This is a genomic window from Halovenus marina, assembly GCF_051414115.1.
GTDB lineage: Archaea > Halobacteriota > Halobacteria > Halobacteriales > Haloarculaceae > Halovenus > Halovenus marina.
In genome coordinates, this window is the sequence record NZ_JBLKNZ010000001.1 from 784,539 (window position 1) to 798,198 (window position 13,660).

A 13,660-nucleotide genomic window follows, 5' to 3' on the forward strand; every position below is an offset into this window, starting at 1 on the left:
AGACCTAAAAGCTTAACCGTGCGCGTCCAGAACGGGTGTGTAATGAGTCAGACGAGAGACGGAACGGGCGATGCGAATCCAGAGCCAGCGGTCAGCGGAGGTATCGACGAGAACACAGCCGAGACGGATTCAGACGCTCCGGACGACGAGTTCACGTTCGCGGACGTGAGCGTCGTGATGGGTACCTACAACGAGGAGGAGGCCATCGGGACGGTGCTGTCCGATATCGACGATGTGACCGACGGACAGGCGGAGGTCGTCTGCGTGGATGGGTCGTCGGACCGGACGCCCGAAATCGCTCGCGATCACGGCGCAGAAGTTATCGAACAGGAGCCACAGGGCTACGGCGTCGCGGTGCGGGAGGCGGTGCTCGCCCCGGACCGGCCAATCGTCGTCACGACAGACTGTGACGACACCTATCCGATGGAGCAACTCCCGGAGTTTCTGGAGTTCATAAACGAGGGGTACGACGTGGTCAGCGGCGACCGACTCTATCACGGTGCATCCGCGATGCCCGCGTTCAACCGACTCGGCAACCATCTGTTTGCGGCGACTGCGAGTGCGCTCATGGGGACGCGCGTCCACGACACGACGACGGGGATGCGCGCGTACCGCCGCGAGGTGGTCGAGTCAATCGAGTGGACCGAAAACACTGGCCTCTCCGCAGAACTGCTCATCCGACCGAAGATGCGCGGATACGAGGTTCGGGAACACCCCATCGACTACCGCGAGCGCAAAGGCGAGACGAAGCTAGATCCGATCGAAGGCGGCGCGGCCATCGCGAAATCGATCGTGAAAGTTGCGCTCGAAGAGCAGTTCCGATAGGCGCTCAGTTCTCCTCCGCCTCCGACGTCTCGCCCTCCAGTTTTCATCTCTGCGAACGGGCGGGCTGTACTTATAACGAGTCAGCCGCTACTCTCGCTCGATGAACGACGTCGCCGGTCTGCTCGCGGGACGGTCACCCCGCCGCGTGGCCGTCACCGCTGCCCTCCTGACTCTCGTTTTCGCGCTCCTCGCCGGTGGCGTCACGGCTCAGGACTCGGGAAGTTCGCCGGAACTCGTCGGTGGCGAACGGCTCAGCGACACCGCCGTCGAAGTGCGGATTGCAGACGACGTCGGCGTCGACACCGACACGATAACTGCTGAGGATTTCCTCCTCAGCGACGGGCAACTCACCGGGATTTCAGTCACCGAGAACGGGACCGAGGCAGTCGTCGAACTGGTGCTCGACACGCCCATTCAGAGCGACGACCTCACCGTTGCACTGGCCGCAAACAGCACCATCGCAGACGTCGACGGCAATCGAATCGAGAATCCGGCCGAACACAGCATCACCGTCGAGGGGATGGACGGGGTTCCACCGACCGTCGAGGCGTTCACGGCGTCGAACGCGCACGCACGTCCCGCCGAACTCACTCTCACGGCCGACGAGCGACTCGAAACCGTCACCGTCGATATCACTGGCCCGGGGAATGCGACGCTGACCCGGTCGGATTTCGAGCGCGTTGGGCCGACGCGGTACGAGGCGACCGTCCAGCCGTCGGTGGACGGCGTGTACGAGGCGACGCTCGTCTCTCTCGCTGACGAGTCCAGAAACGAGGCGCGCCCGGGCGAGGCCGTCGCTATCGACGTTCGGCTGACCGATCCAGACGCGGTTGCGATGGTCGATGTCGATGCCTCGCAGGGACCGGACGTGACGTTCGACGCCACCTACTCCAGCGAGTCGGCAGTCAATTTCACCTGGAGTCTCGGAGACGGAACGACCGCTACGGGCGAGCGGATCACTCACGAGTTCGCGCCCGGCGTCTACACAGTCGAGTTGACCGCGACCGACGAGTACGGCAACAACGACACCGACACCGTGACAGTCTCGATACCCTCGGGGAACAGTTCGGGACCGGGGAACGAAACCGATCCGGTCCCTGCCGTCACCGTCGAGCGTCCGAAGGAAAACTCGACGGCGACGACGCTCGTCAGAGTCGGTGCAGTCCCCGCGGGCACGGACATCCGCATCGACCCCGACGACGGCCGTCCGCTGCTCGCAGACGAGCGCGTCACGCTCGACCGAATCGAACTGACGCTTTCCCGCCCGACGGACTTCGGAATCGTCGCCTCGACTGTCGACCCGGCCAGTTTCGAGCGAGACACCGTGACCGTCATCTCCGGATTCTCGCTCGCGCACGACCTCCCGCCCGGCGCAGTGGACCAGGCGACACTCTCGATAGCTATCCCGGAGGAACTCGTCTCGACGGCGAACGTCGACCCGGCGCAGGTGCAACTCCACCGCGAGGGCGAAGACGGCTGGGAGCTACTCCGGACGACGGGGCGCAAGGACGACGACACTTACCGCTTCGAGGCGACGGCGACGGACTTCTCGCGCTTTGCCGTCGTCACCACGCAGGAGAACGTCGACCTTTCGACTGACGACGCCGACGGTACCGATTCCGACGAGAACGGCTCTCAGTCCAGCGACGATGGCTCGGGAACCGACGCTGGCGGTACAGACGATCAGACCCAATCAGCGGCCGACTTTCTCGTGCAGAATGCGACCGTTTCGCCCAACGCGACTGGAACAGGCGAACTCGTCACCGTTGAGGGCACCGTCGCAAACACCGGCAACGAGTCGGAGGCATTTCTCGCCGGTCTGTTCGTCGACGGCGAACTCCTCGCGACGCAGTTCGTCGGACCGGTGGATCCGGGGACGGACCTCGGCGTCGAGTTCACCCGCCAGTTCGACGAACCGGGAACCTACTCGATCCGAATCAACGGGACCAGTGCGGGAACTGTCGCGGTTGAATCGAACGGTGGTGGCGGAATCGTCAGCACGGTACTCGGGATTCCGGGAACGCTTCTCGGCATCCTTCCGCTCGGATTCCTGCCCGGGGGACTCATCCGAACCGTCCTCCTGTTTGTCGGTCTTCCAGTAGCTCTCATCTTCCTCGCGCTCAAGGGATTTGCCACGTACCGGGGGTACTGACCGGCGCTGTGCGCGAATCTGTTTGATCCACCAACCGCTGGACGGGTACAATAGCCACCTCGCGACCGCTCACAGCGTCGTTTCGAGGCGCTCGATGAGCGCTTCGTTTCCGACAAAGAGCGGCGAGCGCTCGTGGAGAGTGTCGGGCGTGCGCGCCAGCAGCGACTGGTTCCCGTCCGAGGATGCGCCGCCTGCGGCTTCGAGGATGTAGGCCATCGGATGCCCTTCGAACTGGAGTCGGAGTTTGCCCGATGGGGTGTCTTCGAGCATCGGATAGCCGAAGATGCCGCCGTGAGTGAGTACCTGATTGACGTCCGCAACCATCGCGCCGCCGTATCGGAGTTTGAGCCGGTCCTGCTCGATTTCGTCGACGTACGAGCGAAACTGCTCGGTCCAGTCCGGGACGCGGCCGCCGAAGCCGTACACGGTCGGATCCGCCGGGACCGTCACGTTCTCGTCGAGCACTGTCCGGTCACCGTCTTCGATGAGGTACTCGGTGACGCTGTCGTCGACGGCTTCGACCATCGTCGTGATCGGGCCGTAGAGGACGAACCCAGCCGCGAGCATATCTGCTCCGCTGGCGGGCGGTTTCTCGTCGTACACACCGAAGATCGTCCCCATCCCGTTGTTGGGCTTCAGGTTCGAGGAGCCATCGAGCGGGTCGCAGGCGACGTGATAGGCCCCGGTGTCGGTGACGACGCTGTCGCGCTCTTCGCTCGCGTACGACCCGACGCCGTCGACCGCGAGCAGTTGCTCTTCGAGTACCTCGTCGGCGTAGACGTCGGCCGCCAGTTGCCGGTCACCGGTCGGGTTCTCGCCGTCCATGTACGACCGGCGCTCATCGAACCCATCGCGGATGTCGCTCGCGCTCGCGGCGACGGCCTCGAATATCGTGGCTATCGTATCGTCCATCGGTCACTCCATCGCGGCGAGCGCCTCGTCGACGGTCGCCTCCTCGTAGATGACCTGTTCGAGGCCGTCGAGCAGTTGCTCGGGGTTCTCGCGCTGGAAGACGTTTCGGCCGACAGCGAGTCCGGCCGCACCGGCGTCGATTGCGCCCTTGACGTTTTCGAGGAAGTCCCTGTCGCCGGTCTTGGATCCGCCGGACATGATGACCTCGGTCTTGCCAGCCATCTCGACGGCTTCGCGCATCCCCTCGGTGCTGCCGGGGTATTTCACCTTCGCCACGTCGGCACCGAGTTCGTGTGCGAGACGCGCGGCGTAGGAGATGGTGCCGGGCTTCGTGTCGTTTTTGACGCCCTGTCCGCGGGGGTACGACCACATCACGACCGGGAGGTCCCGCTTGCGCGCTTCCTCGTGGGCCGTGCGGAACTCCTCGGCCATCTCTATTTCGTGGTTCGACCCGCCGTAGAGCGTAAATCCGACCGCATCAGCGCCGAGTTCGTCGGCGTACTCGACCGAACAGTTGACCGACGAGTCCGGTTCGCCCATCCAGAGGTTGGAGGTGCCGTTGAGCTTCGCGAGCAGGGTCACGTCGTCCTCGTAGGAAGGGTAGTACGCTTCCGCGATTCCCTTCTGGACCGCGAGGCTGGTCACGGCGTCGTGCTGGGCGATATCGAAGACGTGTCTCGGGTCCGCACTTTCGGGGACGTCCTCGAAGTCGACGGGGCCGTGTTCGAGTCCGTGGTCGTAGGCGAGGATCAGAACCTTTCCGTCGCGACTGAGGGGGGTGTCATCGAACGGTCTCATGTACTCTCGTCCGCGGAGTGCGGACTAAATTCTTTTGACCCGCGCCCGCCGTGGATACTCTCTGACGAGTCCTGTCTCTCGAGCGATTCTCGTCCAACAGAAGGGCGTCTTTGCCCGCCCGACAGCTGTCGCTGTTGCATATCAATCCGTGCGAGTCCGGATGCAAAAGTTAGGCTTTCCATTCTTCGAGAGGATGACCGCACCTCCGCGAGAACAAATTGACAACGATTTTTGGTCAGATAGCAGTAGTTTTTTCACCGACGAATCTAAAATTAGAGACAGAACCCGCTGAGGATGGGGGGCCGTGGCAGACGTGGTCTGTCGCGACTGGTACATTCTCGGGGTTCAGGGGAACACGAGGAGCACATCTGGGGGAGGTGAGTGCCTTGTATCGCTCATCACTTCGATATGTCGCTGACCGTTCCCCGTGACCGAGAGGTATCGAGATTCGACTATCGCGGTTTGCAGAACGAAACATGACAGACGAAACAACGTTCGAACGGCGGTCAGTACTGAGGGGTATCGGGGGAACAATTGCGCTCACTGGGTTCGCGGGGCATGGCGCTGCGGATGGGCCAGATACCGAAGAGGTCCATATCGGGATCAAAGGCGACGCGACACGCGAGGAAGCAGCCGCAGAGATCGCCGATACCCCGTCGATCCCTGACGGAGCGGAGATCGTTCACTACAACGACGCGATCGACTTTGCAATCGTCGAAGTGCCAAAAGAGCCGAGCGTTCTCTCTACCGATGGGGGAGCCGTCGAACTGCTCTCCGAGCCGTCAGCTATCGAGTACAGTGAGTCGAAACCAGACCCAGAACTTTGTGTCGTGGAGTCCCAACCAGCCGCGGTCACTCCCGACGATCCGGGCTGGGACCAGCAGTACGGTCCGCAGGCAGTCAACGCCGACGAGGTCTGGGAGCAGACCTACGGTTCCGACGACGTGACGGTCTCGATTATCGACACAGGGGTCGACATCGAGCATCCGGATCTCGAAGACCGGGTCTCCTCGAATCCCGGTGGTGAGTACATCACTCGTGGCGATTCGGGCAGTCACGGCACACACTGTGCCGGTATCGCGACGGCGACGACCGGAAATGGCACCGGTGTCGCTGGCATCAGCAATAGCTCGCTGAAGGGTTTCCGGTCGATCATTCAGAGCGGAAGTGGTCGAACACCCATCGCGACCGCGATCACTGACTCGGCTGACCAAGGCGCAGACGTGATCAGCATGTCCTTCGAACTCGGGGAGCGTCGGAGTATCTCCCGAGCGCTCGAGTACGCAACCGATCAGGGAACGCTCTGTGTTGCTGCAACGGGGAACAGTAGCCAGCGAAGACAGATCTCGTTCCCGTCCCGCCATCCGGACGTGCTCGCAGTCGGCGCGTCGAACTCGAATGGACAGATTGCAGATTTCTCGAACTCCAGCCCAAAACTCGATGTAGTCGCTCCGGGTGTGAACATTCTCTCGACGTACCCAACGTCTCAGGGATCGTACAATTCGATCAGTGGGACGTCGATGGCGTGTCCATGCGCGGCGGGCGTCGCCGCGCTGGCGCTCGCAGTCAACCCATCCATCTCGCCGAGCGAACTCAAACAACAGATGAAAGAGACCGCATCGCCCCTGTCGGGTGTTCGCGACTCCCGTCAAGGAGACGGGCAGGTCGACGCGGCAGCACTTGTCGAGGCAGTGAGCGACGGCGGCGGCGGCAGCGATCCGGCCCCGCTCGAACCGGTTATCGAGGCGAGCGCGGCAAGCGTCGAGTACGGTGCGGAGGTGACACTCGACGCGTCGAACTCCACGGGTGACATCGCTTCCTACGAGTGGATGATTGGCGATGTCGGCCCAGTCATGGGCGCAGTAAATACGATCGATACTGGCGAGGTGCTCTCCGGACCGGGAACCTACGAGGTCATGCTGACGGTCACCGGCAGCGGCGGAAACTCCGCAACTACGACGGGTGAACTCGAAGTTACCGAGCGCGGCGGTGGCGGCGGAATGCCCGACCTGCCGGAGTGGAACCCTGACGCGACCTACAGAGGCGGCGACCAGGTCATCTACGACGGCGCAGTCTGGGAGGCCAAGTGGTGGACACAGGGCGACGAGCCCGGGTCCAGCCAGTGGGGTCCCTGGGAGAAAGTTGAGGATATCGATGATGGCGGCGACGATGACGGCGGCGACGATGGCGGCGACGACGACGGTGACCAGCCGGACGTTCCCGAGTGGGACTCTGGAACCACCTACACGCAGGGCGACCAGGTCAGGTACAACGGGTCGGTCTGGGAGGCCCAGTGGTGGACACGGGGCGACGAACCCGGGTCCAACCAGTGGGGTCCCTGGGAACAGGTGTAACAACTCTCAACTATTCATTCGAGACCACAATTTATGAAACAGACACGCAGGGAACTACTTCGGAACGCAACAGTTGCAACGGTCGGGCTGGCCGCGGGCGCAGGTGCGTCGACGGCCGCCGAGGAGACAGCAGTCGACGTCGATCCCTCGGTGTTCAACGACCGCGGGCTCTGGGACTGGGTTCCCTACACCATCATCATGGACGGCGAGACGGTGATGGACGGCTACGACGGGCGCTACCAGCTGTTTTTCGACAAGGCAGACGCCCACGGGATCGGGACCTTCTACCCACACTATTCGGATCCGACAAGCGGTGAGAACTTGGAGGAACCAGTTCGGGCTGCACCCGACGCGGACGTCGAGGCATTCCTCCGCGAGTGTCATGCGAACGACATCAACATCGAACCGTTAATCGGCGGCGGCGTCGCTGGATGGGTGGCGTCGAAGGCGTGGCCACAGGCACAGTCGATCCTCGACTGGAACGCGGAGCACCCACCAGAGGAGTCCTTCGACGGGATTCACATCAACGTCGAGAACGGCGACCGCTACGAGGTGAAACCAGAGATCCTCGACAATCTCGACCAGGTGTCCGACGACCTCCATATTTCTATGGCGCAGGACCCGATGTGGACTCGCAATACCGACAACGCGCGCGTCCGGGAGGTCATGGAGCATCGCAACCTCGATTACTACTGTACGATGGTCTACGACCTGAACTTCCCTATCTTCTGGCCCAACCTGGGCCGTGTCACGCAGCCGTTCGACACCCCATTTGTCCTCGGGCAGGGGATCAACGAGCACGGCCACCCCAACCGAAACTGGAGCGACGCAGATTCGATGTACAGCTGGGTCGAGGAGAACTGGGTCACGGACGATCCGGATACGAGCTATCAGTATATCGACGACGAGACTGGTGAGAAGTACATCGGTCTCGCGATGCACTCCTTCTGGGGCTTGATCGACGCTCCAGAGGTCGGCGGCGAGACGAACATCGGCGAGCCGAGCCGCGAGTACCAGACCGACCCGTACGCCGACTCGATTCCTGAGCCTGACCCAGAACCTGACAATCCGACTGCGGTGGTCTCGGGACCTGATATTGTCGAGCCCGATACGACCGTTGAGTTCGATGCGAGCGCGTCGACGTCACCCGGTACGATCACCGACTACCAGTGGGACCTCGATGACGGAACGACGACGAGCGGCGAGTCAGTGACCCACTCCTACAGCGAGACTGGGACGTACACTGTCTCACTTACCGTGACTGATTATAACGACAATACTGACACGGTGGAGCAGAGCGTCACGGTGGAGGAACCCGATCAGGAAGCACCAGTCGCATCCTTCGAGGTGATGCCGGAGACGCCGACAGTCGGCGAGGAGGTAACCTTCGACGCGAGCGCTTCGACCGCCCCGGCTGGCGACATCGTCGAGTACGGCTGGGATTACGACCTCCAGCCGGGACTCGAACCGATGGGTGAAACCTTCACCCACATCTACGAGTCGGCGGACACCTACGACGTTCGGCTGGTCGTCACCGACGACAACGGCAACCAGGGCGAGACGATTCAGACGATTACTGTCGAATCGGCAGACGACGGCGATGGCGACGACGGCGATGATGGCGGTTCCCAACCAGAGTATCCTGCGTGGGACTCGGGCACGACCTACACGGGCGGCGACCGCGTGACCTACGAGGGATCCGTCTGGGAGGCGTCGTGGTGGACACGGGGCGACGAACCCGGCTCCAGTCAGTGGGGTCCGTGGGAACAGGTCGAGGAGGATGGTGGCGATAATAGCGGCGACGACGGCGGAAACGATGGCGGTGACAACGATGATGGAAGCGACGGCGGCGACGATGGCGGAGACAACGGCGGTGACGACGGCGGTGACGATGGGTCTGATGAGTCTCTGAAGTGGGACCCGATGAGTCTCTACCAGGTTGGCGACCGCGTGACCTACGACGGTTCGACTTGGGAGGCGACACTCGCTTCACTCAACGCCGAACCCGGCCCGAACTCCGCCTACTGGACCGAAGTCAACTGACCCGGCTGACGTCGTGTCAGTCGCTGTGCCACGACCGACGTGGTTGTGGACTGCATCTTTGCGGATCTCCGCCGACTGATCCCGATTTGTAACTCACACGTTCACAGTTGTATTATAAAACCCACACACATATTCGTGAACGAACCCCAACGATTATTAAGGTACGCTCGTATTGTGGGAATAGGCATCGCACACGCTACCGGAGCGTTGGGGCGCTCCGGTGGGGGCGTGAGGGTGCCGGGGAAATAATGCAACGCAGAAACGTACTCAAATCCATAGCAGGAGCAGCAGGTATTGCAGGAGCATCGGGACTATCAAGTGCAGCAGACTGTTCGAGTGAATCCGACTGGGATTCCTCACAGACCTATCAGGGCGGCGACATGGCCGTGTACGACGGTTCCCTGTGGGAGGCGTCGTGGTGGACACGTGGCGACGAACCCGGATCTTCTGAATGGGGTCCGTGGGAGGAAGTCGGGGCGTGTGACGACAGCGGCGGTGGCGGTGACGACGATAACGACGGGGGCGGTGGCGACACCGGCAACTGTTCAGGTATCAGTGCCTGGGACTCAGGTGCGACCTACACTGGCGGCGAGCAGGTCGTCTACAACGACGCGATCTACGAGGCGTCATGGTGGACGAGCGGTGACGAGCCGGGTTCGTCCGAGTGGGGTCCGTGGGAGATGGTCGAAGAATGTAGCGGCGGTGGCGGTGACGACGGCAACGACGACGGTGGCGACGACGGCAACGACGACGGTGGCGACAGCAACCTCGAAGCCGTTATCGACTCCAGTGACGTTCGCGTAGACGTTGGCGAGTCGGTCGAACTCGACATGACCGGCTCCAAGAACTGGGAGTCCTACGAATGGTACATGGACGGCGAGATGATGGACTGGGGCGCAACTCCGAGCTACAGCTTCTCGGAGAAGGGCACCTACGACATCAAACTCACCGTCATGGACGGGAACGGCAATTCCGACTCCACGACGAAATCGATCTTCGTCGGGAAGGATGGTGGAACCGAACCTGGCGAGAAACGCGTTGTCGGCTACTACCGCCAGTGGGCACAGTACGGTCGGAACTTCACGCCGTCGGACATTCCCTTCGAGTACCTCACGCACATCCAGTACGCGTTCGCGCGGCCGGAGAAGGACGCGTCGATCACGCTGGTCGGCAACGACAGCCACGGCCAGTACGCGTTCTGGGACAAGAATAATGACTGGGGCGGTATCGAAGGCGGCACGTTCGCCGACCTGGCCGAGCAACAGGATGACACGAACTTCGTCCTCTCGATCGGTGGCTGGGGTGACTCCGAGTACTTCTCGAATGCGGCGCTCAACCAGGAGAACCGCGAGAAGTTCGCCGAAGAGTGTGTCAAGTGGATCAACCGGGGCAACCTCGATGGTATCGACCTCGACTGGGAGTACCCACACGGTGGCGGCTGTACGTCCGAGTCGAACGTCTGTGACATGGACAACATCAGCCGCGACGGCGACATCGAGCGGTTCACGAAGCTGTGCGAGACCGTTCGAGAGCGACTCGACGAAGCTGCTGCCAACGACCCAGACCGTGACGAGCCGTACGAACTCACCGCAGCAGTCAACACGGCTCCGAGCAAAATGGAGCCGTACGACCACGAACGACTCTCGGAGGCGCTCGATTTCATCCTCGTCATGACCTTCGACACCGCGGGGATCTGGAGTGAGCACACGCGGCATCACGCGCCGCTCAAGGAGAACCCGGACGATCCCTTCGAGGACTCGGACAAGTGGAACGCGTCCTACGCTCTCAGCTGGTTCGAGCAGCAGGGCTGGGATCCGGAACAGCTCCACATGGCCGTGCCGTTCTACGGTCGTAGCTGGACCGGAATCAAGGACCCTGACGGAAGTGGCAACGGCATGGACGACGGGCTGTTCCAGAAGTACAAAGGCGAGGACAAGGACGCAAGTGGCGAAGGTTCCTACCCACCAGACACCGAACTTGGTGGCATCTGGGAGGGCTTCGACCTGCTCGGAAGCGGTCGGGGCGGCAGCAACACGCTGGACCTCGACTCTGGCGACTGGGAGACCACTATCGACGAAGAGGCGGTCACAGCCTGGAGCTACTCCGAGTCTGCTGCGCGCGGCGAAGGGCTGATGATTTCCCACGACACGGAGGAGTCGATGCAGATGAAAGCCGAATGGCTGCGTGACTCGCCATACGGCGGGACGATGCTGTGGGCGATCAGCGGCGACACGAAAGACTTCACGCTCCTCAGCACGCTCTGGGACACGCTGAACGAGTAACGGATCCATACGCTTGTTCCCCGGCGTGTCACGCCATTTGGGGGTAACAGTTACTGGCGTGGTACGCTGAGAGCGGAGAGCGAGTTACTACAACAACTCTACTGCAATAATGAAACACACTCGACGAAACATACTGAAGCAAGCATCAGCTCTGTCTGCGCTCGCGGTCGGCGCGAGTGCGACAGCATCAGCAGCGGACTGTTCGAGTGAATCCGACTGGGATTCCTCGGAGACCTATCAGGGCGGCGATACGGCCGTCTACAATAACACACTTTACGAGGCCTCGTGGTGGACCCGTGGCGACGAGCCGGGGTCCAGTCAGTGGGGTCCGTGGGAAGAGGTCGGCCCCTGTGACGGCGGCGGCGACGATGACGACGATGACGACGGCGGAATGGGCGCCTGTTCGGGCGTCTCCGCGTGGGATTCGTCGGCGACCTATACTGGCGGCGACCAGGCAGTATATGACGGCGCACTCTACGAGGCCTCGTGGTGGACGCAGGGCGACGAGCCCGGTTCGTCCGAGTGGGGTCCGTGGGACATGGTCGAAGAGTGTAGCAGTGGCGATGGCGACGCGACGATGGGCTCGCTGTCGTTCAACGATCAGGCACTGAGCAGCGACGGTGCCGTCACGGTCTCTGATGTGAGCACGGACGGCGCTGCGACGGTCGTCGTGACCTACGCCGACGGCGATATGAACATCGTCGCAGGCGTGGCGGCGGCAGACAGTGCCTCCGGAATGGCTGTTTCGGTGACAATCGAGGATGCTGGCGGCTTCCCCGGCGAGCACACCGCCTGGGTGTTTGCCGACAGCGCAGTCGAAGGTGTCGCCATCGGTGACGATGCGACACCGGTCGCCGGTGACGCGTTCGACTCCGCCAGTGCGATGGTTTCTGAAGCAAGCGAGCCAGACCCGCCGGATGAAGACTTCAAGGTCATCGGCTACTACCCTGGCTGGAAGGCAAATCCGGACCAGGACTACTACCCCGAGGATGTGCCCTTCGAGAAACTCACGCACATGCTGTACGCGTTCCTGGGTGTCGAGGCAGATGGCTCGCTCCGGATGACAACCGAGACCGAGTTTGACTCTGAGGGACAGTCAGACGAGAAGAACCTCCAGCAGTTCGCCGACATGGCGGACAAAGCAGAGGAGAACGGGTGTAAATTGATCCTCTCGATCGGTGGCTGGACGATGTCGGACAACTTCTCGCCCATGGCAGCGGACGAGAGTACCCGACAGGCATTCGCCGACAACTGCGTCGAGTTGATGCGGGAGTACAACTTCCATGGTATCGATATCGACTGGGAACACCCGGGACCAGATCAGGGACAGGAAGGAACCGAAGGGTCAGATGCAGACTACGAGAATCACGCCCTGTTGATGGAAGACCTGCGTGAACGTCTCGACAAAGCGGGCGAAGAAGACGGCCAGTACTACCACCTCTCAATCGCCAACGGTGGTTCAGACTGGAACGCTGCTGGCCTCAAACACGACCGACTTGGTGAAGCCTGTGATGCGGTCATGATTATGGCATACGACTTCACTGGTTCGTGGATGCCACAGCACGTTGGTATGGGGCTGAACGCGCCGATCTATGGTCCTACTGACAAAAATCCACAGGACGATAGAGACGCTTATCCAAGCCACTCAGGGGGCGACGCTCAGTACTATCTTGAGTATTCCGTTGACCTGCTTTATGCTGGCGACCATGGTCAGTATGAACCATACGTTCCAGGACAACCCGGCTACTCTGAACCTGCAGACTACGATGAACTTGTGCTGGGACTGCCCTTCTACGGTCGTGGGTTTGAAGGCGTGAGCTATGCAGACCCAGGCTATGGGCAACCCTACAACGGACTGCCTGAAGGAACATGGCACGACCTGCTCGAAGATGGGTCAGACCCAACTGGAGCCTTCGACTTCTGGGACCTCAAGGAGAACTACATCGGAGAAGACGGCTGGGAAGTCGAATATCACGACCCCGGTGAGGTGCCGATGCTGACAAATGACGAGGAAGGCATCTACATCAGCTACGACGACGAGCAGTCCATCGCAGAGAAGGTCAACTTTGCGAAGGACCGCGGGATGGGCGGCGTGATGTTCTGGGAGCTCTCCCAGGACGACGAGATGCTGCTTGACACCATTCTAGAGAACATCTGATTCCCTGGCAACTCATCGACTAACACACGCTCTTTTTCTGTCTCGTTTTCGAGGCGAACTACGACACGGCGACCACCGACGCGACGTTCACGCGGTTCGAGGACGGATCGGAGATGAGCGTCAGCCTCAGCACCCT

The 13,660-nt window shown here is 61.6% G+C and carries 8 protein-coding genes; 6 read left to right on the forward strand and 2 right to left on the reverse strand.

All coding sequences use genetic code 11. The features are described from left to right. Positions 1 to 42: 42 nt before the first annotated feature. Entirely contained in the window at positions 43 to 825 is a 783-nt protein-coding gene (locus ACMGFL_RS03985; protein WP_495849327.1) for a dolichyl-phosphate hexose transferase, read from the forward strand. 100 nt (positions 826 to 925) lie between these two features. Then, complete coding sequence (locus tag ACMGFL_RS03990; RefSeq protein ID WP_436934244.1) at positions 926 to 2,977, forward strand: PKD domain-containing protein; 2,052 nt, start codon at positions 926 to 928, stop codon at positions 2,975 to 2,977. Between the two features lie 69 nt (positions 2,978 to 3,046). On the opposite strand, the gene ACMGFL_RS03995 is transcribed toward ACMGFL_RS03990, so the two are convergent. Together ACMGFL_RS03995 and ACMGFL_RS04000 are read right to left on the reverse strand one after the other, a co-directional pair. Continuing rightward, positions 3,047 to 3,889, reverse strand: a complete 843-nt coding sequence (locus ACMGFL_RS03995; RefSeq protein ID WP_436934245.1) for a class 1 fructose-bisphosphatase — start codon at positions 3,887 to 3,889, stop codon at positions 3,047 to 3,049. A 3-nt stretch (positions 3,890 to 3,892) separates the two neighbouring features. Next, entirely contained in the window at positions 3,893 to 4,687 is a 795-nt protein-coding gene (locus tag ACMGFL_RS04000; RefSeq protein WP_436934246.1) for a class I fructose-bisphosphate aldolase, read from the reverse strand. Positions 4,688 to 5,163: 476 nt separating this feature from the next. On the opposite strand from ACMGFL_RS04000, the gene ACMGFL_RS04005 reads away from it, so the two are divergent. The 4 genes from ACMGFL_RS04005 (at position 5,164) to ACMGFL_RS04020 (ending at position 13,524) form a co-directional block, all read left to right on the forward strand. Further along, positions 5,164 to 7,041 (forward strand): S8 family serine peptidase, encoded by a 1,878-nt coding sequence (locus ACMGFL_RS04005; protein ID WP_436934247.1) that lies wholly within the window; start codon positions 5,164 to 5,166, stop codon positions 7,039 to 7,041. A 33-nt stretch (positions 7,042 to 7,074) separates the two neighbouring features. Further along, on the forward strand, positions 7,075 to 9,084 hold the full coding sequence (locus ACMGFL_RS04010; protein ID WP_436934248.1) for a PKD domain-containing protein: 2,010 nt from the start codon (positions 7,075 to 7,077) through the stop codon (positions 9,082 to 9,084). A 248-nt stretch (positions 9,085 to 9,332) separates the two neighbouring features. Then, positions 9,333 to 11,366, forward strand: coding sequence for a glycosyl hydrolase family 18 protein (locus ACMGFL_RS04015; protein ID WP_436934249.1), 2,034 nt, complete (start codon positions 9,333 to 9,335; stop codon positions 11,364 to 11,366). Positions 11,367 to 11,475: 109 nt separating this feature from the next. After that, the gene (locus ACMGFL_RS04020) at positions 11,476 to 13,524 is read left to right on the forward strand and encodes a glycosyl hydrolase family 18 protein (protein WP_436934250.1); all 2,049 of its coding nucleotides are present in this window, start codon (positions 11,476 to 11,478) and stop codon (positions 13,522 to 13,524) included. Positions 13,525 to 13,660 lie beyond the last annotated feature (136 nt).